The organism is Rhizobium sp. Pop5, from assembly GCF_024721175.1.
GTDB lineage: Bacteria > Pseudomonadota > Alphaproteobacteria > Rhizobiales > Rhizobiaceae > Rhizobium.
In genome coordinates this window covers 2,586,692-2,612,011 of record NZ_CP099399.1, presented here as the reverse complement: position 1 = coordinate 2,612,011, position 25,320 = coordinate 2,586,692, and the positions used below count along the sequence as shown (strand labels likewise).

Annotated in this window: 22 protein-coding genes; 14 read left to right on the top strand and 8 right to left on the bottom strand. The window is 61.7% G+C overall.

Translation table 11 applies throughout. The features are described 5' to 3' along the window. The first annotated feature begins 57 nt into the window (after positions 1-57). From NE852_RS15210 to NE852_RS15185, 6 genes are all read left to right on the top strand, one after another. Entirely contained in the window at positions 58-828 is a 771-nt protein-coding gene (locus NE852_RS15210) for an N-formylglutamate amidohydrolase (RefSeq protein ID WP_258156709.1), read from the top strand. Between the two features lie 119 nt (positions 829-947). Beyond that, on the top strand, positions 948-2,510 hold the full coding sequence (locus NE852_RS15205; protein ID WP_008531063.1) for an amino acid permease: 1,563 nt from the start codon (positions 948-950) through the stop codon (positions 2,508-2,510). Positions 2,511-2,656: 146 nt separating this feature from the next. Next, positions 2,657-4,024: a glutamine synthetase family protein gene (locus NE852_RS15200; RefSeq protein ID WP_258155788.1), complete on the top strand. Its 1,368-nt coding sequence runs from the start codon at positions 2,657-2,659 to the stop codon at positions 4,022-4,024. A 282-nt stretch (positions 4,025-4,306) separates the two neighbouring features. Further along, positions 4,307-5,692: an aldehyde dehydrogenase family protein gene (locus NE852_RS15195; protein ID WP_008531074.1), complete on the top strand. Its 1,386-nt coding sequence runs from the start codon at positions 4,307-4,309 to the stop codon at positions 5,690-5,692. Next, on the top strand, positions 5,689-6,840 hold the full coding sequence (locus NE852_RS15190) for an iron-containing alcohol dehydrogenase (RefSeq protein WP_258155787.1): 1,152 nt from the start codon (positions 5,689-5,691) through the stop codon (positions 6,838-6,840). Before NE852_RS15195 ends, NE852_RS15190 begins: the two co-directional genes overlap by 4 nt. Before the next feature lie 230 nt (positions 6,841-7,070). Next, positions 7,071-7,784, top strand: a complete 714-nt coding sequence (locus tag NE852_RS15185) for a ParA family protein (protein ID WP_008531077.1) — start codon at positions 7,071-7,073, stop codon at positions 7,782-7,784. A 70-nt stretch (positions 7,785-7,854) separates the two neighbouring features. Here the strand turns inward: NE852_RS15185 and NE852_RS15180 are convergent, their stop codons facing one another. Beyond that, a complete protein-coding gene (locus NE852_RS15180) occupies positions 7,855-9,255 on the bottom strand; it encodes a L,D-transpeptidase (RefSeq protein WP_258155786.1) in 1,401 nt (466 codons plus the stop codon). Between the two features lie 256 nt (positions 9,256-9,511). Between NE852_RS15180 and NE852_RS15175 the strand changes: the two genes are divergently transcribed. From NE852_RS15175 to NE852_RS15165, 3 genes are all read left to right on the top strand, one after another. Then, positions 9,512-10,351 carry a DUF4432 family protein gene (locus NE852_RS15175; protein ID WP_008531087.1) on the top strand — a complete coding sequence of 280 codons (840 nt, stop codon included), beginning with the start codon at positions 9,512-9,514 and terminating at the stop codon, positions 10,349-10,351. A gap of 71 nt (positions 10,352-10,422) precedes the next feature. Next, positions 10,423-10,761, top strand: coding sequence for a TIGR01244 family sulfur transferase (locus tag NE852_RS15170; protein ID WP_008531088.1), 339 nt, complete (start codon positions 10,423-10,425; stop codon positions 10,759-10,761). A 72-nt stretch (positions 10,762-10,833) separates the two neighbouring features. Further along, positions 10,834-11,178 (top strand): RidA family protein, encoded by a 345-nt coding sequence (locus NE852_RS15165; protein WP_008531089.1) that lies wholly within the window; start codon positions 10,834-10,836, stop codon positions 11,176-11,178. A 70-nt stretch (positions 11,179-11,248) separates the two neighbouring features. On the opposite strand, the gene NE852_RS15160 is transcribed toward NE852_RS15165, so the two are convergent. The 4 genes from NE852_RS15160 to NE852_RS15145 are packed head-to-tail and all read right to left on the bottom strand — an operon-like array spanning position 11,249 to position 16,027. Next, positions 11,249-12,907: a thiamine pyrophosphate-binding protein gene (locus tag NE852_RS15160; protein WP_008531090.1), complete on the bottom strand. Its 1,659-nt coding sequence runs from the start codon at positions 12,905-12,907 to the stop codon at positions 11,249-11,251. After that, a complete protein-coding gene (locus NE852_RS15155; RefSeq protein ID WP_008531092.1) occupies positions 12,904-14,106 on the bottom strand; it encodes a CaiB/BaiF CoA-transferase family protein in 1,203 nt (400 codons plus the stop codon). Before NE852_RS15155 ends, NE852_RS15160 begins: the two co-directional genes overlap by 4 nt. Before the next feature lie 17 nt (positions 14,107-14,123). Next, positions 14,124-15,080 (bottom strand): DMT family transporter, encoded by a 957-nt coding sequence (locus NE852_RS15150; protein ID WP_258155785.1) that lies wholly within the window; start codon positions 15,078-15,080, stop codon positions 14,124-14,126. A 17-nt stretch (positions 15,081-15,097) separates the two neighbouring features. Then, complete coding sequence (locus NE852_RS15145) at positions 15,098-16,027, bottom strand: alpha/beta fold hydrolase (RefSeq protein ID WP_008531093.1); 930 nt, start codon at positions 16,025-16,027, stop codon at positions 15,098-15,100. 159 nt (positions 16,028-16,186) lie between these two features. Between NE852_RS15145 and NE852_RS15140 the strand changes: the two genes are divergently transcribed. From NE852_RS15140 to metF, 5 genes are all read left to right on the top strand, one after another. After that, the gene (locus NE852_RS15140) at positions 16,187-16,927 is read left to right on the top strand and encodes a ribonuclease (RefSeq protein ID WP_008531094.1); all 741 of its coding nucleotides are present in this window, start codon (positions 16,187-16,189) and stop codon (positions 16,925-16,927) included. A 98-nt stretch (positions 16,928-17,025) separates the two neighbouring features. Then, entirely contained in the window at positions 17,026-18,675 is a 1,650-nt protein-coding gene (gene ettA / locus NE852_RS15135) for an energy-dependent translational throttle protein EttA (protein WP_008531095.1), read from the top strand. A 213-nt stretch (positions 18,676-18,888) separates the two neighbouring features. Then, on the top strand, positions 18,889-19,467 hold the full coding sequence (locus tag NE852_RS15130) for a GNAT family N-acetyltransferase (protein ID WP_258155784.1): 579 nt from the start codon (positions 18,889-18,891) through the stop codon (positions 19,465-19,467). A gap of 233 nt (positions 19,468-19,700) precedes the next feature. Next, entirely contained in the window at positions 19,701-20,726 is a 1,026-nt protein-coding gene (locus NE852_RS15125; RefSeq protein WP_258155783.1) for a metalloregulator ArsR/SmtB family transcription factor, read from the top strand. Between the two features lies 1 nt (position 20,727). Further along, positions 20,728-21,630 (top strand): methylenetetrahydrofolate reductase [NAD(P)H], encoded by a 903-nt coding sequence (gene metF / locus NE852_RS15120; RefSeq protein WP_008531103.1) that lies wholly within the window; start codon positions 20,728-20,730, stop codon positions 21,628-21,630. A 463-nt stretch (positions 21,631-22,093) separates the two neighbouring features. On the opposite strand, the gene NE852_RS15115 is transcribed toward metF, so the two are convergent. The 3 genes from NE852_RS15115 to NE852_RS15105 all read right to left on the bottom strand — a co-directional run bounded on the left by NE852_RS15115 (position 22,094) and on the right by NE852_RS15105 (position 25,244). Further along, positions 22,094-22,999 carry a DMT family transporter gene (locus tag NE852_RS15115; RefSeq protein WP_258155782.1) on the bottom strand — a complete coding sequence of 302 codons (906 nt, stop codon included), beginning with the start codon at positions 22,997-22,999 and terminating at the stop codon, positions 22,094-22,096. A 139-nt stretch (positions 23,000-23,138) separates the two neighbouring features. Further along, the gene (locus NE852_RS15110; protein ID WP_008531109.1) at positions 23,139-24,365 is read right to left on the bottom strand and encodes a lytic murein transglycosylase; all 1,227 of its coding nucleotides are present in this window, start codon (positions 24,363-24,365) and stop codon (positions 23,139-23,141) included. Positions 24,366-24,446: 81 nt separating this feature from the next. After that, positions 24,447-25,244 (bottom strand): GH25 family lysozyme, encoded by a 798-nt coding sequence (locus NE852_RS15105; protein ID WP_008531110.1) that lies wholly within the window; start codon positions 25,242-25,244, stop codon positions 24,447-24,449. Positions 25,245-25,320: the final 76 nt, after the last annotated feature.

Sequence of the window (25,320 nt, the reverse complement as noted above, 5' to 3'; positions counted from 1 at the left end):
GAAAGCTGAAGAATTCTTTTCTTATAAAGTTTTTATTAAGGGATAGGAGTGGCGCCTTTGGTGCTGGCCCGGCCGAAAATCCTCAGCGAAGCGGACGGCGAATGCGTCGGGATCGAGCGCGTCGACGGTTGCAGCCCGGTGCTGCTCGTCTGTGAGCACGCTTCGAGCACGCTTCCTGCCTCCTTCGGCGATCTCGGCCTGCCCAGCGAAGCGCTGACGAGCCATATCGCATGGGACCCCGGGGCCCTGGCGGTTGCCCGCGGCATCTCGAAGGCGCTCGACGCCACACTCGTCTATCAACGGTTCTCCCGGCTGATCTACGACTGCAACCGTCCGCCGAGTTCGCCCGGCGCAATGCCGGAGACGAGCGAGATCTATGCCATTCCCGGCAACAAGGATCTGACCGACGAAGAGCGCCTTGCACGCACGGACGCGCTCTACGTGCCTTTCCATGACGCCATTCGCGGGCTGATCGGCGATCGCCGGGCGAGGGGGCAGGACAGTGTCATCGTGACGATGCACAGCTTCACGCCGGTCTATCACGGCCGCCAGCGCGCCGTCGAACTCGGCATATTGCATGACGAGGACAGCCGGCTCGCCGACCGCATGCTGGACGCTGCGGCTGAGGCGCCGCTTTACAGGACGGAACGCAACGAGCCTTATGGGCCCAGGGACGGCGTGACCCACACGCTGATCCTGCATGGGCTTTCGAACGGCTTACGCAATGTAATGATCGAGGTCCGCAACGACCTCCTCGCAAACGATGGCGGCCAAGGGGTCATGGCCGACTATTTGACAGGGCTTCTCCGGCAAAGCCTGGAAGCCTGACAAAAAAGAAGACCCGAGGGAGCAGTTTATCTGCGGACGTCCGCACGGCGAAAATGCCGCGGACAATTGGCACTGGACCGGCCCGCAATCCCGCGGCCGGTCGTGAACAGGGGGAAGTCATGTCGGACTATACCGAACTGGACAAGAAGCAGGATGTGCACATCCTGCATTCCATGGGCTATGCCCAGGAACTCGAACGACGCATGAGCTCGTTCTCAAACTTCGCCGTCTCATTCTCCATCATCTGCATCCTCTCCGGCGGCATCAATTCTCTGGCGCAGGCGACTTCGGGTGCCGGCGGAGCCGCCATCGGCATCGGCTGGCCTGTGGGATGCTTCATCTCGCTCGTCTTCGCCGTCGCCATGGCGCAGATCAGCTCGGCCTATCCGACGGCCGGCGGCCTCTATCACTGGGGTTCGATCCTCGGCAACCGCTTCACCGGCTGGCTGACCGCCTGGTTCAACCTGCTCGGTCTCGTCACCGTGCTCGGCGCCATCAACGTCGGCACCTACTATTTCTTCATGGGGTCGTTCGGCACCAGCTATTTCGGGCTGACGGACACGACGATGGTGCGCATCGTCTTCCTCGTCATCATCACCGGCGCGCAGGCGCTCGTGAACCATATGGGCATCGGACTGACCGCGAAGCTGACCGACTTTTCGGGTTATCTGATCTTTGCGACCGCGATCGCGCTGGCGGCCGTCTGCCTGATTGCGGCGCCCTCCTACGAGATCAGCCGTCTCTTCACCTTCGCCAACTATTCCGGCGAAGCCGGCGGCAATGTCTGGCCGACCGGCTCGGGCGCCTGGGTCTTCCTCGTCGGCCTGCTGCTGCCGATCTACACCATCACCGGCTACGATGCCTCGGCGCATACGTCGGAAGAAACCGTCAAGGCCGCGGAGTCGGTTCCGCGCGGCATGGTCGCGTCCGTCCTGTGGTCGGCGCTTTTCGGCTACATCATGCTGTGCGCCTTCGTCCTCATGCTGCCGAACATGGACGATGCGGCCAAGCAGGGCTGGAATGTGTTCTTCTGGGCGATGGACAGCCAGGTGAACCCGATCGTCAAGGATATTCTCTATCTCGCCATCCTGGTCAGTCAGTGGCTGTGCGGTCTTGCGACCGTTACCTCGGTCTCGCGCATGATCTTCGCCTTCTCGCGTGACGGCGGTCTGCCGGCATCGAAGGCGCTGTCGAAGGTCAGCCCGCAGTATCGCACGCCGGTGGCCGCGATCTGGACCGGCTCCATTCTGTCGGTACTTTTCGTCTGGTTCACCTCGCTCGACTTCATGAAAATCGGTGATACGCCGGTTTATACGATCGTTGTCTCGTGCACCGTCATCTTCCTCTTCTTCTCCTTCGCGATTCCGATCACGCTCGGCCTCTTCGCCTGGGGCACGTCGAAGTGGGACAAGATGGGTCCATGGAACCTCGGTGAAGGTGTCTTCAAGCTCTTTGCCGTGCTCACGATCATCGCGATGATCCTGATCTTCATTCTCGGCATCCAGCCGCCGAACGGTACCGCGCTTTACGTGACGGTTGGCTTCCTCCTGCTGACCGCGATCGTCTGGTTCGGTTTCGAGAGCCGGCGCTTCAAAGGACCGCCGATCGGCGCCGATGTCGCAAAGCGCCAGGCCGAAATCGCGGCCGCTGAAGCAGCGGTCGGCGAGAGCGGCGAAAGATAAAGATCGAGGCTTCCCTCTCAAATGGTGGGGCCGCATCCTGCGGCCCCACCACCGGCTCAACGAAAAGGCATCTGGCCGCAACGTCTGGCCAAGCGCATGCGCTTTCGTTGCCCCGATCTCTCAATTCCAATTCAGGCGGATCAATCATGAGCAGCAGCTACACAATCGACGATCTCAGGAAGGATGTGGCCGAAGGGCGCATCGATACGGTTCTGGCCTGCCAGGTGGACATGCAGGGCCGGCTGATGGGCAAGCGTTTTCAGGCGGAATATTTCGTCGAGAGCGCCTGGAAGGAAACGCACAGCTGCAACTACCTGCAGGCGACCGACATAGAGATGGAAACCGTCTCCGGCTACAAGGCGACGAGCTGGGAGAAAGGTTACGGCGACTATACGATGAAGCCGGATCTTGCGACGCTGCGCCGTATTCCCTGGCTTGAGGGCACTGCGCTCGTGCTCTGCGACGTGCTCGACCATCACACCCATGAGGAGGTTGCCCATTCGCCGCGCGCGATCCTGAAGAAGCAGGTGAAGCGTCTCGAAGACATGGGCATGAAGGCCTATATGGCTTCCGAGCTCGAATTCTTCCTGTTCGACCAGAGCTACGAGGCGGCGCATGTCTCGGGCTACCGCAATCTCAAGCTCGCCAGCGCCTATAATGAGGACTATCACATCTTCCAGACTACCAAGGAAGAAGAGGTGATGCGGGCGATCCGCACCGGCCTGCAGGGCGCCGGCATTCCGGTCGAAAACTCCAAGGGCGAGGCTTCCGCCGGCCAGGAGGAGATCAACGTCCGTTACGCCGACGCGCTCGCCATGGCCGACCGGCATGCGATCATCAAGAACGGCTGCAAGGAGATCGCCTGGTCGAAGGGCAAAGCCATCACCTTCCTTGCCAAGTGGAACTACAATGCCGCCGGCAGTTCCTCCCACATTCACCAGTCGCTGTGGAGCCTCGAGGAAAAGCCGCTGTTCTTCGACCATACCGGCAAATACGGCATGTCGCCGCTGATGCACAATTACGTTGCCGGGCTTCTCGCCCATGCGAGCGAGATCACCTATTTCCTGGCGCCCTATATCAATTCCTACAAGCGCTTCATGGCCGGCACCTTCGCCCCGACCAAGGCGATCTGGAGCAAGGACAACCGCACCGCCGGCTACCGCCTCTGCGGCGAGGAGACCAAGGGGATACGCATTGAATGCCGCGTCGGCGGCTCCGATCTCAATCCCTATCTTGCCTTTGCCGCGCTCATCGCCGCCGGCATCGACGGGATCGAGAACAAAATGGAACTCGAAGCTCCCTTCGTCGGCGACGCCTATGGCGGCAAGGACATTCGGGAGATCCCTCGCACGCTGCGTTCGGCGGCGATTGCGATGTCGGAATCGGCGATGCTGCGCAAAGCCTTCGGCGATGACGTGATCGACCATTACACTCGCGCTGCCGAATGGGAGCAGGAAGAATACGACCGCCGCATCACCGATTGGGAAGTGGCGCGCGGTTTCGAAAGAGCTTAATAGGCATTTCGCGGGTTGCTTGCCTCTCACCCTAACCTTGCCTGGGTCGAGCCGGTGGTCTCGACCCGTCCTGCGGACCCCCGAAAAAACGGGGAAAGGGGACGTGCCCTGCGCGGGATTTGCGGTTGACGAAAGCGGTGCTGCGTAGTCCCTTCTCCCCGCGAGCTGGGGTCCGAAGGACGGGTCGAGACCAGTGGCTCGACCCCAGGTGCCGGCAGGCGGATGAGGGGCCACTATGACCCTCGGCGAAATATTTGATCAATACGAGGACAGGAAACGATCATGGCAATGATCCAATGCATTTCACCGGTCGACGGATCGGTTTACGCGGAGCGTCCTGCGCTTTCGCTCGACGCTGCCAAGGACGTGGTGGCGCGCGCACGCAAGGCGCAGAAGGCCTGGGCGAAGCGGCCGCTCGAAGAGCGTGTCCAACTCGTGCTGAAGGGTGCCGCGCGGTTGAACGAGATGTCCGACGTCGTCGTGCCGGAGCTTGCCTGGCAGATGGGCCGGCCGATCAAGTACGGCGGGGAATACAGAGGCTTCAACGAGCGCTCCAACTATGTCGCCTCGATCGCGGCTGATGCGTTGGCACCCCTCGTCGTGGAAGAGAGCGACCGTTTCGAGCGCCGTATCGAGCGCGAAGCGCATGGCGTCGTCTTCGTCGTCGCCCCGTGGAACTATCCCTACATGACGGCGATCAACACGATCGCGCCTGCGCTGATGGCCGGCAATACGGTGGTGCTGAAACACGCCTCGCAGACGCTTCTAGTTGGCGAGCGGCTGGTCCAGGCCTTCGTCGAGGCCGGCGTTCCGGAGGACGTGTTCCAGAACGTCTTCCTCGATCATGAGACGACGTCGGCGCTGATTGCCGCCGGCAGTTTCAACTTCGTCAACTTCACCGGATCGGTCGAAGGTGGACGGTCGATGGAGCGGGCGGCTGCCGGCACGTTTACCGGGCTCGGCCTCGAACTCGGCGGCAAGGATCCGGGTTACGTCATGGAAGACGCCGATCTCGAGGCTGCCGTCGATACGCTGATGGATGGCGCCACCTACAATTCCGGCCAGTGCTGCTGCGGCATCGAGCGCATCTATGTGCATGAATCGCTCTATGACGCCTTCGTCGAGAAATCGGTCGCCTGGGTTTCGAACTACAAGCTCGGCAATCCGCTCGATCCGGAAACTTCGCTCGGGCCGATGGCGAACAAGCGCTTTGCCAAGGTGGTGCGCGAGCAGATTGCGGACGCGATCGCGAAGGGCGCCAAGGCGCTTGTCGATCCCAAGCTTTTCCCTCAGGATGACGGCGGCGCCTATCTTGCGCCGCAGGTCCTCGTCGATGTCGACCATTCCATGGCCTTCATGCGCGAGGAGACCTTCGGCCCGGCAGTCGGCATCATGAAGGTGAAGAGCGACGCGGAGGCGCTCGCTTTGATGAATGACAGCCAGTACGGGCTGACGGCCTCGCTCTGGACCAAGGATGTCGATCGGGCTGCGCGTCTCGGCCGCGAGATCGAAACCGGTACCGTTTTCATGAACCGCGCCGACTATCTCGATCCGGCACTCTGCTGGACCGGCGTCAAGGAGACCGGCCGCGGCGGCTCGCTGTCGATCATCGGCTTCCAGAATCTGACTCGCCCGAAATCCTTCCACCTGAAGAAAGTCACAGCATGAGCAGCAACATCACCGCAAACTGGAGCTACCCGACATCGGTCAAGCTCGGCCGAGGCCGGATCAAGGAACTCGCCGACGCCTGCAAGAGCCTCGGCATCAAAAAGCCGCTGCTCGTCACTGACCGCGGCCTCGCCTCGATGGCGATCACCAAGAACGCGCTCGACATCCTCGAAGATGCCGGCCTCGGCCGGGCGATCTTCGCCGATGTCGATCCGAACCCGAACGAGAAGAACCTCGAAGCCGGCGTCAAGGCTTTCAAGGACGGCGGCCATGACGGTGTCGTCGCCTTCGGCGGCGGCTCCGGCCTCGATCTTGGCAAGTGCGTGGCCTTCATGGCCGGCCAGACGCGCCCGGTCTGGGACTTCGAAGATATCGGCGACTGGTGGACGCGCGCGAGCCTCGAGGGCATCGCGCCGATCGTCGCCGTGCCGACGACGGCCGGCACCGGTTCGGAAGTCGGCCGCGCCAGCGTCATCACCAATTCCGAAACGCATGTGAAGAAGATCATCTTCCATCCGAAGTTCCTGCCCGGTATCGTCATCTCCGATCCGGAACTGACGGTCGGCATGCCGAAGATCATCACGGCCGGCACCGGCATGGATGCCTTCGCGCATTGCCTGGAAGCCTATTCCTCGCCCTTCTACCATCCGATGTCAGCCGGCATCGCACTCGAAGGCATGCGGCTCGTCAAGGAATTCCTGCCGCGCGCCTATAAGGAAGGCACCGATCTCGAAGCCCGTGCCAATATGATGTCGGCAGCGGCCATGGGCGCTGTCGCTTTCCAGAAGGGGCTCGGCGCCATCCATGCGCTGTCGCACCCGATCGGCGCCGTCTACAACACGCATCACGGCATGACCAATGCGGTTGTCATGCCGGCAGTACTGCGCTTCAACCGCGCTGCGATCGAGGAGAAGATCGGCCGGGCGGCTGCCTATCTCGGCATTTCGGGAGGCTTCGATGGCTTCTATGACTATGTGCTGAAGCTCCGCTCCGAGCTCGGCGTGCCCGATACGCTGACCGCCATGGGAATCGCCCCTGATCGTATCGACGAATTGTCGGCAATGGCGATCGAGGATCCGAGCGCCGGTGGCAACCCGGTTGCGATGACGCTTGAAAATACCAAAGCCCTTTTCAGGGATTGCTTCTGAGAATTTGAGGGTGGACCTGCAGATTGGCCCGGAAAGCTTTGGCTTTCCGGGCTTTTTTCGTCTTGGGGCATCCCCAATTTTAGGGATATGAAAAATACCGGCTGCAATTTCGCCGCGCGCGTTTGGAATTTGTTAACCATGATTGTAAAGGATGGCTTAACCGCACGATGCTCCGACAGTGCGCAAAAGAGCGATGCCGGCTCGCGCCATTTTCCCTTCGAGGATCAAACATGCCTGTCATTACATTCGCAAATACCAAGGGCGGCGCCGGCAAGACCACCGCTGTTCTCCTGCTCGCAACCGAGCTTGCCCGCAAGGGCTACCGCGTCACCATTCTCGATGCTGATCCACAGCACTGGATTTCGCGCTGGCACGAAATATCAGGTCATGTCCCCAATGTTTCGGTGATCGATTTCGTGACCACCGCCTCGCTGCCCCAGCATATCAGTGAGAACAAGCACAATACCGACTATTTCATCGTCGACCTGCCGGGCGCGCGCAATCCCTTGCTCGCCACCGCCGTCGGCCTTTCCGACCATGTGTTGATCCCGATCCAGGGCTGCGCGATGGATGCGCGCGGCGGCGCACAGGTGCTCGAACTGCTGCAATATCTGGATGAGAAGGCGGGCATCAAAATCGGCCATTCGGTGGTGCTCACCCGCGTCAACTCGATGGTGACGACGCGGGCGCTGCAGCTCGTCAAGTCGCTGCTCAGCGAGCGGCACGTGCCGGTGCTGGATACTGCGATCATCGAACGCTCGGCTTTCCGCGACATCTTCGATTGCGGCGGCACGCTGCACACGATCGATCCGGTGCGCGTCAGCAATCTCGACAAGGCGCGGGAGAACGCCGCCTGTTTCGCCGAGGAAATGATGCGCAAGCTGCCGGTCAGGCTGCCTGCCTCGGCCCACTTGGGAAACTCGCTGGTCCGCTCGGCGGCCTGATTTCCCCGTGATGAAACGAAAAGGCCGCCGGAGCGATCCGGCGGCCTTTTCTATTTGTGAATGAAGCGGCTCAATCCACGAATTCGACCGTCACCCCCGGCTTGACCATCTTGGCGAGCTCGGTAGCGTCCCAGTTGGTCAGGCGAATACAGCCATGGCTCTGGGTGCGGCCGATCTTCGAAGGTTCGGGCGTGCCGTGGATGCCGTAGGTGGGCTTTGAGAGCGCCATCCAGACCGTGCCGACCGGGCCGTTCGGGCCAGGCGGAATGTTGAGGATCTTGTCGTTGCCGCCCTGCTGGAAATTGATTTTCGGATTGTAGGTGTAACCGGGATTGAACGCGACGCGCTCGACCGTCACGGTGCCCGAGGGGGAGGGCGTGTCGGTTGAGCCGATCGAGGCGGGGTAGGCGGCAATGAGATTGCCGGCGCCGTCGTAAGCGAAGACCTGCTTGCGGGCCTTGTCGGCGATGATGCGGGCAACCTCGCCGCTCTTCGGCTCGCCCGGATTGACGACCTTGATGATCGTGCCCGCAACGCTGAAATCAGCGCCGGGGTTCATCTCCTTGAGGAAGGCTTCATCCATGTGGAAGCGCTCGGCCAGCATTTCCGTCGTCGAGGTAAAGGCGAGCGACGGCAGCATTGCCTTCTGCGAATAGTCTTCCGGAATCTGCGCGACATAGGGGCCGGCCGCATCGGCGGGCGTGATCGTATAGCTGACGACGGGCAGGCCGCCGTTCATACGCAGTTCTTCCAGAATGGCATCGGTGTCATTGGGGTCGAGCTTCGACCCGGTCATCTGGTCGTAGGCATAGATCCCCTTGGTGACGTTCGAGCCCATATGCCCGTCGATGACACCGGGCGAGATGCCGGCGCGGTCGAGGAAGACCTGCAGCGCGACGATCTCCGGCTTCGACTTATTCTTCAGCGTGATGATGGGTTCATCAGGTACGGCCTTCGGCGCGTCGGCGGGCGGGATCTGCTGATCGGGATCGATCGAGGCGTAGTCATCACCCGGCTGCGGATTGCCGATGCTGTTGTCGTCGGGATAGGGCTGCTCGCCAAGCGGCTGTCGCTCGATCGCCGCATCGCGCGGAATGCCGCCGGTTACGGCGCCGCGCTCGGAGTATCGCGTATCGCCATTGTTACCGTCGTCGGCATAGTAGGGATCGTTGCCGTATTGGTCGTTATCGACCCCGCGCGGGCCGGGGCGCGGCGGATAATAGCCGCGGGCGCGCATTTCGGTGGCGACGACGTTGCCATAGGCATCGATCAGCACGCGGTTGCCGCTGCGGTCGCGGGCATAGGCAAAGCCGCGAGGCACATAGTCGAGAATTTCGCCGTTCGGCGTAACCAGCACGATATCGCTCTGGCGGCGGTCGCGGAACTGCTGTGCGCCCGCTTCGGGCGCTGTAACGGCAAAGGCCGCCAGCACGGCCGCAAGGGAAAATGCCGACTTCAAAAAGCGATTCACGTCTCAGACCTCGAACAGTGACTGGGCAGACACACACCCGTCAATTTTGACGCTAGTGTGGAATTTATGAAACCGTGCTGAACAAAATATGAAAATCACTAAGATTTCCTTTTGCTCATAAACGTTTGCGTCCTTGCGCCCGTTCCGCAAAATCCACCTTTGCGGCAAAAAGACAAGACCAGAACGGAGCCGATTGACGAAGCGCGGCGCGAAACCTAACGCTACGGCGGCCGATAAGTCCTTGAGGAGACCCGAGATGATCGAATTTGCCGCCGCAAGCGCGCCGCGCCTGATGCTGGATGAGACATCGGTGCTGGATATCGGCGGATGCACCGTCGAGGGCGTCGATATCGCGCCGAAGCGGGCCATACCCGATGACGGCGATCCGCGAATCGATCATTCGCTCGAAGGTTTCCTCTTCACCTGCGGGCCGGACCATATCCGCCACCGCCAGCCGATTCCCGGCCGGGGCGACGGCAAGGTCTATCCGCTGCACGGATCGGCCTCCGGCCATGCGGCGAAGGTGCTGTGGACGAAATTCGAGAACGGCAATGCCGAATGCCGTGCCGATATCGACATCGTGACCGTGGAAGGCTTGCCGCAGCGCATCGAGCGGCTGTGGCGGATCGACGGGTCGACCGGCGAGGTGAGCCTCGATGACCGCGTCGTCAATACGAGCGACCAGATCGTGCCGACCTTTCTGATGTATCACATGAACACCGGAGGCAAATGGCTGGACGAGGGCACGCGGCTCGAAGGGCATATGCTGGAGAATGGCGGCTTTCCCTGGACCTTCGGCGAGGAGTCGGGCGGCATCTTCTGTGTCCCCGCGCCGGCGACCGAGGACGGCTTCGCGGAAGTCCGGCTCGGCCCGATCGCCGCGATCGGCGGCAAGACGCTCCGCGTGCGCTTCCGCGCCGATACTCTGCCTTATCTGCAGGTCTGGCGAAACCAGAAGGCGCCGGCCCATATCATCGGCATCGAGCCGGTTTCACACCGATGGGTCTTGCGCGACGAACTCGAGGCGGCCGGCGAGTTCAACATGCTGGCGCCAGGCGAAAGTCGCAGCTATGCGCTGAGCTTTGCCTTCGTGTAAGCGAAGTGTTGTTGACGCTTGCCAGACTGCGTCGTAGACCATCAGCCCACGATTTATGAGGAGACAAGACGATGGATATTCGCCAGATCGACGATGAATATTCGGTTTCGGGTCAGATCACGCTCGATGATCTCGATGAGATCAAGGCGCTGGGCTTCAAATCGATCGTCTGCCACCGCCCCGACCATGAAAGCCCGGACCAGACGTCGTTTTCGCTCATCGAGGCGCGCGCCAAAGAACTCGGTATCGAGATCGCCCATGTGCCCGTCGGGCCGATGGGCGTAACGGAGGAAGCGGTGCAGGGAATGGTCGATGCGCTCGATGAATTCCCGCGGCCGATGCTCGGTTATTGCCGTTCCGGCGCGCGCTCGACGGCAATCTATCAGAAGACGCATCATATCCGTAACTGAGCCCGTTCCGGGCGTTGAATTTCCGGCGCTGCGCCTCAGCGCCGCCCTTTTCCATTCACTGAGGAGACTACAATGAGCATTAAGCGTATCGACGTCGGCGCGCGCATGAGCGGCGCCGTCATTCACGGCAACACGATCTATCTCGCAGGCCAGGTGGGCGAGGGCGAAAGCGTCACCGATCAGTGCAAATCGGCGCTTGCCGAAGTCGACCGGCTGCTCGCCGCTTCCGGCAGCAACAAGTCCAAGATCCTGCAGACGATCATCTACCTCTCTGATATCGCCTATTTCGGCGAGATGAATGCCGTCTGGGAAGGCTGGATCGACCCGGCAAACCCGCCGGCCCGCGCCACCAGCGAAGCCAAGCTCGCTGCGCCGAAGTACAAGGTCGAATTCATCGTCACGGCTGCGCTCGACTAAAAAGCCCTGTCATTTTGATCGGCTGAAGCCGGTGGGTGTGGACTCACTCTGAATGGAGTGAGCCACGGGCTCACCGGCTTTTCGTTTGGGCGATTTCCGACAGCGTTCTGGTCGGCGTGATCGCCTCGGGATCGAGCTTCACCTCGATGATTGCCGGCTTACCGCTTTGGCGCGCCCGCTCGAAGGTCGGCGCAAATTCCTCCGTGCTTTCCACCGTTTCGCCGTGGCCGCCATAGGCGCGGGCAAGGGCTGCGAAGTCGGGATTGGTGAGATCGGTGCTGCTGACGCGCCCGGGATATTCGCGCTCCTGATGCATGCGGATCGTGCCGTACATGCCGTTGTTGACGACGATTGCGATGATCGGCAGGCCGTAGCGGATGGCGGTGGCGAATTCCTGGCCGTGCATCAGGAAGCAGCCGTCGCCGGCAAAGCAGATGACCTCGCGCTCGGGAAAGAGCTGTTTGGCTGCCACCGCAGCCGGCAGGCCGTAACCCATCGAACCGGAGGTCGGGGCCGACTGGGTGTTGAAGCGGCGGAAGCGATGGAAGCGGTGCAGCCAGGTGGCGTAGTTGCCGGCGCCGTTGGTGAAGATCGTCTCCGGCCCGGTATTGGCCTCCAGCCATTCCATGATCGGCCCCATCTGGACGGCGCCCGGACCCGTCGCCGGCGGCTTCGACCAGCCGAGATAGGCCTGGTGCATGCGCTCCGTGCGCTCGGCCCAGCGCGGTTCGGCCGGCGCTTCCAGATCGGCGAGGGCCGCGACGAAATCGGCAGGCGCTGCGCAGATGGCAAGATCCGGGCGGTAGATGCGGCCGAGTTCGGAAGCGTCGGGATAGATGTGCACCAGCGATTGCTGGGGGTAGGGGATATCGATCAGCGTATAGGAGGAGGACGGCATTTCCGACATGCGGGCGCCGAGCAGGATCAGCAGATCGCTCTCCTTGATCTCTTTTGCCAAAGCAGGATTGATGCCGATGCCGACATCGCCGGCATAACAGGGATGGAGATGATCAAACAGCATCTGCCGGCGGAAGGAGCAGCCGACGGGCAGTTGAAAGCGTTCCGCGAAGGCCTGGAAATCGGCAACGGCGTCGGCATCCCATCGCGTGCCACCGAGGATCACCATCGGCCGCTCGGCCTTCAAGAGGCGCAGATAGAGGTCGTCGATCTGGCTGCTGCCGGGATGAGCTTCGACGCTGACGTAGCGCTTGGCGCGGGGTGCCTCCACCTCGTCGCGCAGCATGTCTTCCGGTAATGTCAGCACGACGGGGCCGGGGCGGCCCGATGTGGCGATCGCAAAGGCGCGGGTGACGAATTCGGGAATGCGGGCGGCATCGTCGATCTCTCCCACCCATTTGGCGAATTCGGTGAAGGCGCGGCGGAACTCGACCTCCTGGAAGGCCTCGCGCTCGCGCGCTTCCCGCTGCACCTGGCCGATGAAGAGGATCATCGGGATCGAGTCCTGTTTGGCGATGTGCAGGCCGGCCGAGGCGTTGGTGGCGCCGGGGCCGCGGGTCACCATGCAGATGCCGGGTTCGCCGGTCAGTCGGCCCCAGCAGTCCGCCATCATCGCGGCGCCGCCTTCCTGGCGGCAGACGAGGACGTCGATATCGCTGTCGCGCAGCACATCGAGGACGGCAAGGAAGCTCTCGCCGGGCACGCAGGAGAGGCGTTTGACGCCGTTTGCCTTCAGCGCCTCGACGATCAGTTCCCCGCCGGTCTTCTTCATGACGATGCCTTCCTCTCGTACACGGCGAGTTCCGCCAGAATTTCTTGCCCGTGTTCGCCGAGCCGAGGGCTCGGCCTGGTGTAGCGCAAGGGCGTCTCGGACATGACCACCGGCGTTCTGACGCCGGGGATGACGGTGCCGGCGGCATCCGCCAGATCGATGCGCAAGCCGCGGGCCTGCACCTGCGGATCGGCGAACATTTCCTCGATCGTGTTGATCGCGCCGGCGGGAACCGCGTTGTCCTCGCAGGCTTTCAGAAGATCCGCCTTCTGCCATTTCAGCGTCTCGGCGGAGATGAGGCGGCGCACCTCGCCGCGATTGGCGACGCGGGCCCTGTTGGTGAAGAAACGCTCGTCGCCCGACATCGCCTCCAGGCCGAGGATGGCGGAGAGGCGGCGGAACTGGCCGTCGTTTCCGACCGCAAGAATGAGATAACCGTCGGCGGCCGGCACGACCTCATAGGGCGAGATATTGGGATGGGCATTGCCGAGCCGGGTCGGTGCCGTGCCGGAGATCAGGTAGTTCATGTTCTGATTGGCAAGGACGGCCGACTGCACGTCGAGGAGCGCCATGTCGATGAGCTGGCCTTCGCCTGATTTCAGCGCGTGGATCAGCGCGGCCTCGATCGCCGAGACGGCATAGATGCCGGTGAATATATCGGCGATCGCCACACCCGCCTTCATCGGCTGGCCGTCCGGCTCGCCTGTAATCGACATGAAGCCGGACATGCCCTGGACGATGTAGTCGTAGCCGGCGAGGCCCGCATAGGGGCCGGTCTGGCCGAAGCCGGTGATAGAGCAATAGACGAGCTTCGGGTTCACCTTGCGCAGGCTGTCATAATCGAGCCCGTATTTGGCGAGGCCGCCAAGCTTGAAATTCTCAATCACAACATCGGCGGTGGCCACGAGCCGGCGGACGAGATCCTGGCCTTCCGCGCTCTTCAGGTCGGCGGTGATGGAGCGCTTGCCGCGATTGGTGGCATGATAATAGGCGGCCGAGAGATTTTCGCCGTCGGCGCCTTCAACGAAGGGCGGGCCCCATTGGCGGGTATCGTCACCGCCGTCGGGATTTTCCACCTTGATGACATCGGCGCCGAGATCGGCAAGCATCTGCCCCGCCCAGGGGCCGGCAAGCACGCGGGCAAGCTCGATCACCCTGATGCCGGCAAGCGGCGGCTTTTTGGTCATGGTCTGCGTCATGTTCCTCCCGGCATTGTCTACGGCGCCAGCGTTGCCTCAGATGTATCGGATACGGGTCTGGATGCAAAGCGGCGCTCGCGCCAGAGGATGTAGAAGCCCGATGCCATGATGATCATGATGCCGAGCCATTTGACCGCATTCGGAAAGTCGCCGAAAACAAGCCAGGCGAAGATCGTCGCCGAGACGATCTCGAAATATTGCAGCGGCGCCAGCGTCGAGGCCGGGGCCGCGCGATAGGCATAGACACCGAGGATGCCCGCCGTCGCAGCGGTGGCGCCGACGCCAGCGAGGTAGAGCCAGGCGCTGCCTTCGGGCATGACGGGATCGAAGATATCGGAGCCGCTTCCCTGCCCAAAAACAAGCAGGGCGGCGCAGAAGAGCAGGCCCCAGATGCCCATCTGAAACTGCATCGCCCACGGATCTTCCTTGTGCGAGAGGACGCGGGTCATCAGCACGAAGGTCGCGACGCAGAGCGCGCTGAGAACAGGCAGGAGCGCGACATAGCCGACCTCCTCGAAACTCGGCTGGATGATCAGCATCGCCCCGAAGAAGCCGACGCCGCAGGCGGTGTAGCGCCGCCAGCCGATCGTTTCCTTCAGGAAAATGCCGCCGAAGATCGTCACGATGATCGGCTCAACGAAGAAGATCGCAATCGCGTCGGCGACCGCCATGTATTTCAGCGTGGTGACGAAGGAGATCATCGAGACGGTGATGATCGCGCCACGGATGGCATGGAAGAGGTTCTGGCTCCAGGAGAAATCGGCAAAGCTGCGCCGCCACAGCACGATCGGCAGCATGCAGAGCGCCTGGACGGCGAAGCGGCCGGCGGTGACTTCTGCGGACGGGATAGTGACGACAGCAAGCTTGGAGAAGATGTCGATGGTCGGCGAGACCATCACCGATAGAAACATCAGCCCAAGCCCGGTCGTCACTTCGGAAGCGGACGAAGCGGGGCGGGCGGAAGTGTTGCTCATGATGGAATCCCTGTGGCTCAGGTTCTCGCGACGGCGGTGTCGCACCAGTCCGCGAAGGCCGCGATCGCTTGATCCGCGCCGACCTCGTTTAGAGTTTCGTGCCGCATATTCTGATATATCACCGTGTTGATACGAGAGAAGCCGTGGGTTTTCAAATGGTTTGACAGCCAGAGAGTGGCTTTTCCACGCTCCGTTGCGGGATCTTCTCCGCCGCCGACCAGATGGATCGGCATATCGCGCCGCAGCTGGTCGAGGTGGATCTTCTGCGGTGGGCGGAAGGTCATCTCGAAGAGATCGAGCCAGAGAGAGACCGAGGCATCGAAGCCGCAAAGCGGATCGGCGACATATTTGTCGACCTCGCCCGGAATGCGCGACAGCCAGTCGAATTCGGTGCGGCGGTTAGGAATGGATCTGCCCCAGGCACCGAAGGTGAGCTTTGGCAAGAGGCCGCTCGGCACATCGGAGCCCTTCAGCATGCGCTCGGCAAGGAGGATCGCCTGAGCGGCGCGGCCGGCAAGGCCGACGGCGAAATTCGAATTCCAGACCGCGACGGCATCGAAATCGGCAGGTGCCGTTATCGCCGTATTGAGGGCGATGAGGCCGCCCATCGAATGGCCGAAGAGGATCACAGGCAGGCCCTGATGGCGGGACGCGGCATGGGCGCGCATGGCAATGACGTCGCCGATCACCTTTTCGACGCCGTCGCGCCGGGCGAAGCGGCCGATCGGCGCGTCGGGCGCCGTCGTCTCACCGTGGCCGCGATGATCATGGGCATAGACGTGATAGCCGCGCGACGCCATCATCTCGGCAAAGGCGCAATAACGTTTGGAATGTTCGGCGAGCCCGTGCGATATCAACAGGATGCCGCGTGCCGGAGCGGCAGCCTCGGCATGATGATAGGCGAGCGACGCATCCGGCAAGGCCAGCCTTTGCGTATCAGAAAACATGCGGATCCTCCCGGTCGCAGCAGACCAGATCGCGCGGCAAATGCAACATCAGCGTTTGATTTATCCGATAACAATTTTTTGGGTTTGCTGCGATTCAGGGTTGCGGGCTTTTGATCTTCGTGCTTATTTGTTCCCGTATTGTTCTTTTGGGGGTTGAAAATGAGCAGCATTGAGTTGCGTACCTTGGCGTTCGCCTTGTCGATGGTTCTTGCCGGCGCCGCCACGGCGCAGGAGGGTGGCGGGCGTACCCGCTTCATTCTTGCGGCGAGCTGGCAGCCCGCCTTTTGCCAGACGAACCAGAAGAAGGCCGAATGCGCGAGCCAGACCGGTGAGCGTTCGGACGCGACGAATTTCTCGCTGCACGGGCTCTGGCCGATGAAGCAGGATTATTGCGGTGTGAGCGCCGAGCAGAAGGCCGCCGACAAGGACGGCAAATGGAATGAATTGCCGGAGGTTACGCTTTCGGCGGAGGCGAAGTCGGCGCTCGCAAAGGCAATGCCCGGCACGCAATCCGGCCTGGAACGGCATGAATGGGTGAAGCACGGCACCTGCATTGGAATGAGCGCCGAAGACTATTTCGGCGTCGGTATGCATCTCGTCGGCGCGCTCAACGCGTCGGCCGTGCGCGATCTCTTCGCCGCCAATATCGGCAAGACGCTCAAGGCCGATGAGATCAAGGCGGCTTTCGACAAGAGCTTCGGTCCCGGTGCGGCCGACCGCGTCAAGATGAGCTGCCGGCGGGCCGGCAAGGTCAGGGTGATCAGCGAGTTGACGATCGGGCTTTCAGAGAGTGCGGGAACGGCCTCGGCAAAGAGTGCGGCGCTTGCCGATCTGATCCAGGGGGCCGGCAAAACCTCGTTCGGCTGCGACGAAGGTGTCGTCGACGCGGCGGGCTTCTGACCGGAAATCCTGCCTAAACCGGGTTTCGGCGTTGCCCGCAGGCGCTGTTTCGCCTACATAGCGGCACGATCGAAGTTTCCCGCCCGGAGCAGCGCAGTATGGCACGTCAGTTCATCTATCACATGTCCGGCCTCAACAAGGCCTATGGCAACAAGAAGATCCTGGAGAATATCCACCTTTCTTTCTACCCGGATGCCAAGATCGGCATCCTCGGGCCGAACGGCGCCGGTAAATCCACTGTGCTGCGCATCATTGCCGGCCAGGACAAGGAGTATACCGGCGAAGCCTGGCTCGCCGAAGGTGCGACGGTCGGCTATCTCGAGCAGGAGCCGAAACTCGATGCCAGCAAGACGGTGTTCGAGAACGTCATGGAGGGCGTAGCCTCGAAGACGGCCGTGCTAGAGCGTTACAATGAACTGATGATGAACTATTCCGACGAGACGGCGGAAGAGGGAGCCAAGCTCCAGGACATCATCGACAGCCAGAACCTCTGGGATCTGGAAAGCCAAGTCGAAATGGCGATGGAAGCGCTGCGCTGCCCGCCGCGTGACGCCGAGGTCACCAGCCTTTCCGGTGGTGAGCGCCGCCGTATCGCGCTTTGCCGCCTGCTGCTTTCGCAGCCGGACCTGCTGCTGCTCGACGAACCGACCAACCACCTGGACGCCGAAACCATCGCCTGGCTCGAAAAGCATCTGCGGGACTATCCGGGCGCCGTGATGATGATCACCCACGACCGCTACTTCCTGGACAATGTCACCGGCTGGATCCTCGAACTCGACCGCGGCCGCGGTATTCCCTACGAGGGCAACTACTCGGCCTACCTGCTCGCCAAGGCCAAGCGCATGCAGCAGGAAAACCGGGAAGAGGCAGGCCGTCAAAAGGCGATCAGCCGCGAACAGGAATGGATCGCTTCCAGCCCGAAGGCCCGGCAGGCCAAGTCCAAGGCGCGTATCAAGTCCTACGAGCAACTCGTGGAAGCCGCCGAGAAGCAGCGTCCCGGCGACGCGCAGATCATCATCCCGGTCAGCGAACGGCTCGGCCAGGTGGTCATCGAGATGCAAGGCATCACGAAGGGCTTCGAGGGCCGCACGCTGATCAACGACCTGTCGATCAAGCTGCCGCCGGGCGGCATCGTCGGTATCATCGGCCCGAACGGCGCCGGCAAGACGACCTTGTTCAAGATGATCACCGGCCAGGAAAAGCCGGATAGCGGTTCGATCCGCATCGGCGAGACCGTGCATCTCGGTTATGTCGACCAGAGCCGCGACGCGCTGGCCGCCGACAAGACGGTCTGGGAGGAAATCTCCGGCGGCGCGGAAATCATCAAGCTCGGCAAGTTCGATATGAACTCCAGAGCCTATTGCGGCGCCTTCAACTTCAAGGGCGGCGACCAGCAGCAGAAGGTCGGCAATCTCTCCGGTGGTCAGCGCAACCGCGTTCACCTTGCCAAGATGCTGAAGGCAGGCGGCAACGTTCTGCTGCTCGACGAACCGACCAACGACCTCGATACGGAAACTCTCGGTGCGCTGGAAAGCGCGCTGGAAGCGTTTGCCGGCTGCGCCATCATCATCAGCCACGATCGCATGTTCCTCGACCGCCTGGCGACGCACATCCTCGCCTTCGAAGGCGAGGGCCATGTCGAATGGTTCGAAGGCAACTTCGAGGATTACGAGCAGGACAAGATCCGCCGCCTCGGCCCCGATGCCCTGAACCCGGGCAGCCAGGCCCACAAGCGCCTGACGCGCTGATCGAAGCCGGACCCCTGTGGGCGAGCTTGCTCGCTGGAAATTTCACGGGTTTTTTGCTGAATACGTCGCCGCAACGCTTGATTTGCGGCGACGCCCAAATCAAGCGTTGCGCCAGTTGTATATTTCGGCAATTACAAGGCATGGAATGCCTGGTTGCCATTGCGTTGGGCACGAGGCCGTCTCTCACTTTTCAACAAGCCTGACGATCTTGCTATGGCTGCCCGTAAAAGCGAATTTCCTGCGCTGCTGACCGATCGCCTACGCCTGCGCGAGCCGGTTTTCGGTGACTGCGGCGAGCTCCATGAGCTGATCTCAATTCCGGAAGTCACACGTTTCTCGAACTGGCCGGATGCGCCGAAAAAAGCGCAGATCGAGCGCGTGATGAAATGGATGTGTAGCGCGTTCGCCAAAGGAAAGGCGTGCGCGTGGATAATAGAAGAGCGTGCCTCTGGTCGGTTCTTAGGGGCCATACGGTTCAACAGCATCGACAAGTACGCAAAGTGGGCCGAGATCGGCTATGAATTGCACCCGTCGTTCTGGGGGAAGGGGCTGATGAGCGAGGCGGTGAAAGCAGTCGCTCGATGTGGATTTGATGACTTTTCCCTGAACCGAATCGAAGCCTGGACTCTGCCGGGGAACCGGGCGTCGGACCGGGTTCTGGAAAAGGCCGGGTTCCGATATGAGGGCACACTTCGTCAGAAGGCCTGGTTCAAGAACGCTTTCCATGATTTCCGCATGTTCGGCCGTCTCGCCAGTGAGCTGCCTGAGGAAGCCCCGCCGCAAAAATCGTAAGCTTGGCGGCAGAGCGGCGACCCAAACGATCAGGGAAATTTCACTCCCAAAAATCAAATCCTGCGAGATCGGTGTTCCATATTTTGTCCGGAACATTGACGATCGAGTGCGTTTTCTTTGCCCAGCGCGCCTGTCGCAATCTGAGCAGGGGATTTCGCGCAGAGCGCAAATTGCCGCTTGCCACCATCTTTCAAATCACATAAAGATATCTTTATATCTTGATTGGGATAGAGATGAGCGAACCCTTGAAGCTAGGACTGGATGGGCTGGTGGACGTCTTAAAGGCGGCCGGCGAGCCGACGCGTCTGCGCCTTCTGGCGCTTCTCGACGGCGGCGACCTGACTGTCACCGATCTTACCGAAATCCTCGGCCAGTCACAGCCCCGCATCTCCCGCCACCTGAAGCTGCTCGGCGAGGCCGAACTGATCGAACGCTACCAGGAAGGCGCCTGGGCCTATTTCCGGCTCAAGCAGGACGGCAAGGCGGCGCTGCTCGTGCGGGCTCTGCTAAAACACGTCTCCGAGAACGATCCGACCATTCTTCGCGACGGCGAGCGGCTGTCGCAGGTCAAACGCCAGCGGGCGGAGCGGGCCCAGGCCTATTTCAGCCGCAATGCTGCCGAATGGGACGAGCTTCGCCGCCTGCATGCGGCCGACGAGGAGGTCGACGCCGCCGTGATCCGGCTGCTCGGCAACCAGCCGATCGATTCATTGCTCGATCTCGGCACTGGTACCGGCCGTATCCTCGAGCTTCTGTCCGGGCTCTACCGCCGCGCCATCGGCGTCGATGCCAGCCGCGACATGCTGAGCGTGGCGCGGGCCAATCTCGACAAGTCCCGCATCACCAAGGCGACGGTCCGTCACGCCGATATCCTGAACCTACCGTTCGAGGGGCAGGATTTCGATCTGGTGACGATCCATCAGGTGCTGCATTTCTTCGACCAGCCGGAGATTGCGATCTCCGAAGCGGCGCGCATGCTTCGGCCGGGCGGCCGGCTCGTGGTCATCGACCTTGCGCCGCACGCGCTCGAATATCTCCGCGACGAGCATGCCCATGTCCGTCTCGGCTTTTCGCACCAGGCGATGTCCGACTGGCTGCGCAAAGCCGGGCTCGACGTCGAGCAGGTCGTCGATCTTCATCCGGGTCAGCAGGGCGGGCAGGGACTGACGGTCACCGTCTGGCTCGCGCGCGATCCGAGGCGCCTCATGGCTTCGCAACTAAGCGAAGGCGCCGAACCTACATTTGCCGGGAGAGTATGACATGGCTTTGAAAAACGATGGACGCGGGCGCAACATCGGGATTTCCTTCGAATTCTTTCCGCCGAAATCGGAGGAGATGGAAGGGCAGCTTTGGGACACCGTCAGCAAGCTGCAGGACTGGGATCCGGATTTTGTGTCGGTGACCTATGGCGCCGGCGGCACCACCAAGGCGCCCACGCTCTCCGCCGTCACCCGCTTCCTCTCGCAGACGCCGCTTGCCACGGCTTCGCACCTGACCTGCGTCGGTGCGACGAAGGAAGAAACGCATCATATGATCGAGACCTTCCGCAAGGTCGGCGTAAAGCATTTCGTGGCGTTGCGTGGTGACGCGCCCGGTGGCGCCGGCGCACCTTATCAGCCGCATCCCGGCGGTTACGCCAATGCGGCGGAGCTGGTGGCCGGCCTCAAGTCGGTCGGCGATTTCGAGATTTCGGTCTCTGCCTATCCGGAAAAGCACCCGGAAAGCCGCGATACGGCCGCCGATATCGACATGCTGAAGCGTAAGGCTGATAACGGAGCCGACCGGGCACTGACCCAGTTCTTCTTCGACAACGACAATTTCGAGCGTTATCTGGAGCGTGTGCGCGCCGCCGGGGTCTCGATCCCGATCGTGCCCGGCATCATGCCGATCCAGAACCTGACGCAACTGAAGCGTTTCGCCGGCGCCTGCGGCGCGGTCATCCCCGCCTTCCTCGACGAGCGCTTCGCGGGCTTCGACGACAAGCCCGAGGAGCGGGCGAAGGTCGCGGCCGACGTTGCCGCCGAGCAGATCGAGGATCTCGTGCGGCGCGGCCTCGATGAGTTCCATCTCTATACGATGAACCGCGCCCCGCTGGTTTCCGCCGTTCTCGACAATCTCGGCTTTATTCGCCGGGCGCCAAAGAGCGCGGGCGCTGCCGCCTGATCTTTGCCGGACTCAAAAGTGAAAAGCGCATGTCGGGCGGGACATGCGCTTTTTCGTTGGCGGATTGATCAGCTCTTGGGGAGTTTAGGCACTATCAGTCGTTATGCCTTCATGGCCCGGCTCAGATAAAGAGCATGGACAGGACGAAAGCAAACGCTGCACTGACCAACAGAACATTCAAGGATTGCGTGAGTCCCATGTCTGTCTCCTCGCGTTAACCGGCCGATATTATGTCTGAAATATGTCGGTTGGAAAGCGGATTTTATGCTGCACTGCCGAACCCGTCAGTGGATAAATCAACATCAGATTTGATAAGCCATTGAAGCAACGTAATAATTTTGGATTAATTTTTGTTCACAGAATTTAACATGCCGTTAAATCGGGCGATCACCAGTTTACCTATGCGCCCAAAACATGGCGGTGTCGCAAGCGGTTGAAAACATAAGGAAACTGCAACCGGTTTTCAGGCTATTCTCGCCAGCCGGCGATAGGCGCGGCCGTCGAGGATGACGAGTCCGAAACCGATGAGGGCCATGCCGGCGAATTCGGCAAGACTGAGCGTTTCGCCGAGGAAGAGTACGCCGAGAAGGATGGCGCTCGGTGGCACCAGAAGGGTGACCAGAGAGGCATTGGTGGCGCCTGCAGCGGCCATGATCCTGAAGTAGAGGATATAGGCGAAGGCGGTCGACAGCAGCGCCAGCGCCAGAACGGCGAGGATCGCGTCGACAGGCGGTACGGCAAGCGTCCAGGGGCGATCGGCTACCAGCGATAGCGGCAGTGCGATCAGCGAGGAGGCGGTCAGTTGGCCCGCCGATGTGACGGGAGCGGGAACATCCCTGAAGCGTTTGCCGTAGGTGGCGGCAAAACCATAAGAGACGGCGGCAAGCACGGGAAGGAGCAACGGCCAGATCGGCGCTTCGCTGTCTGTCGAGATGCCGGGACCGATCAGGACGACCGTGCCGGCGAGGCCGACGAGGCACCCGGCGATTTTTGCCGAGGACAGCTTCTCGTCCGATGTGAAGTAATTGGCGATGAGCACCGTCCAGATCGGCGTCGTCGCGTTCAAAATCGCCGCAAGGCCGGCGCCGATGCGGGTCTGGCCGAAGAAGATCAACGCGTGCGGGAGCGCATTGTTGATCAGGCCAAGGACCAGGAACTCCCGCCAGCGGGCCTGGAGAATAGAATAGATGTCCAAACGGCCGGCAATATAGACATGCAGCGCGAGTGCCGCGAGCAGCAGCCTGAGGAAGACGAGGGTCAGCGGCGGCACGTGCTGGACGGCGATGCGGGCAAAGAAGAAGGAGCCGCCCCAGATCAGGCCGAGCAGGACCAGCAAGCCCCAGGTCCAGGCATTCATTCTGCTTTCCACGCCGCGTCCTCCACCGCAAATCGCATCGCCGCCGGATCGTTGGTCGAAAACCGGCGGCTTTTCACCACGAAGTTTTAGCGTAAGCGGAAAACGGCGCCACCCGTTTCTTGTCAAACGGATGGCGGCCGGCTGTTGGCGATCAGAGAGCGTTGAGAAGGGCAGGCGTCGCCCAGCCGTCGGCCGGCATGCCTAAGCGCTGTTGTTCCTTCTGGATCGCGACGCGGGTGCCGGAGCCGAGAATGCCGTCGATCTCGCCGACATCATGACCGAGCGACTGCAGCTTGTTCTGCAGCGTCTTCATCTGGTCGTTGGCAAGCCCCTGTTCCGGCGCACCCTTGAGATAGGTCGGAGCGCCGGACAGGCGGGTGGCGAAATAGGCGGCCGAGGTCGTGTAGATGAACGACTTGTTCCATTCGAGATAGATCTTGAAATTCGGATAGGCGATGAAAGCCGGTCCCATGCGGCCCTGCGGCAGCACGAGATCGCCTTCGAGTTCGCCGAAGGCGGTGTTACCGTCGCGCGGCTTGACGCCGAGCGCGAACCAGTCGCCGGCCTTCATCGTGCCGCCGAGGCCGGATTTCTCCCAGGGCAGGTTATCGGGCACGGTGACTTCCTGCAGCCAGGGCTGGCCGCGCTCGAAGCCGAGATGCTGGATGAATTTCGCCGCCGTCAGGATGGCGTCCGGGCCGCTCTGCTTCAGACGAACATGACCGTCGCCATCGCCGTCCATGCCATAGGCGACGATGTCGCGCGGCAGCATCTGCACCTGGCCGATCTCGCCGGCCCAGGCGCCGGTGTTGGTCGCAGGGTCGAGGTCGCCGTGCTGGACCATTTCGATGAGGGCAATCAGCTGCGGGCGGAAGAGCTCCGGGCGGCGGCAGTCATGCGACAACGTCACCAGAGCGTTGCGGGTGTTGAAATCGCCCTGCACGGCGCCAAAGTCCGTTTCCATCGCCCAGAAGGCGGTGATGACGCCAGATGGGACGCCGAATTCCTGCTCGGCGCGGGCAAAGACGTCGGCATATTGCTTCATCTTCTGGCGGCCAATGTCGAGGCGGGCCTGGCTGACGGTGCGCTGGGAGAATTCGAGGAAGGTCTGCTTGAAGACGCCCTGGGCGCGATCGCGGCTGATGACCTTGGGATCGATTTCGGCGCCGGCAAGCGCTTCGTCGGCGGCTGCCGCACTCGCGCCTGCGGCGACCGCGTCGGCCTTGACGCCTTCGAGGAAAGCGGACAGATCGCCGCCGCAAGGTGCTGCCGGGGCCGCTGGATTTGCGGCCGGCGCCTGCTGGGCGGCTGCGCCGCCTGCGAGGGCGAGGGCAAACAGGAGGGCGAGTGCAGAGCGGCTTGCGAGCGAGCGGTGCATGGATGCGGTCCTTATATCAAACGGATGTCCGTCGCTTTCCCAGAGGAATGTGACAGAAGCAAGAAACATTGAAAGACGTTACTAAGAATTTCTATCCTTGGAAACGGCCGCGACCCAATTGTTCCAGTTCTTTGCACTGCCGGCAAAGACGTTGATGTCGGTCGGTCCCTTGATGCCGGGGATAACGCCGGTCGAGGTATATTGCCAGAAGGCCCAGCGGCGGTCGGAATAGGTCACCTCAGGATGTTTCGCCACCGAGCGGACCCAGAAATGATAATCCTGGAAGTAACCGGCGAGATTGTCGCGGTGGAAATCGACCGAGGTATAGATGATCGGGCGCTTGCCGTAATAAGCCTCCAGCCGGTCCATGAAACGCTGCATTTCGGAGCGCACCGTTTCCGGGTCGGGCCGGTAGCGGCAGGTCTTCGACTCGGCGTTCCATTCGACGTCGAGCACCGGCGGCAGGCGCATGGCCTCCTTCGGCACGTTGCGGATAAACCAGTCGGCCTGTTCGTCGGCCGAGGAGCAGAAATAGTAGAAATGATAGGGGGCGTGCGGGATGCCGGCGGTACGCGCCTCGCGCCAGTATTCGTCGAAGCGGGGATCGACCCTGTCTTTGCCTTCCGTCGCCTTGATGAAGGCGAAGGCGACGCCGGAGCTCCTCACGGTGCTCCAGTCGATATCGCCCTGCCACTTGGAAATGTCGATGCCGTGGATTGCGTTCTGCTGCGGATGCTTGGGGCCGAAATCCTGCGGATCGGTGTCCTGGAAGCGCATCTTCGGCTTGATCGACGCGGTTTCGAGATAGTCATGACCAGAGGAGGAGCAGCCGGCCAGCAGGATGGCCAAAGGCAGAACGCAAAACAAAAGCCGGCGCATGGCTATCCCGTCGTGAACCGAATGATCTCTTTGCCCCACAGCCTGACCTTCGAGAAAAACGAGTCCAGCAGAGGAA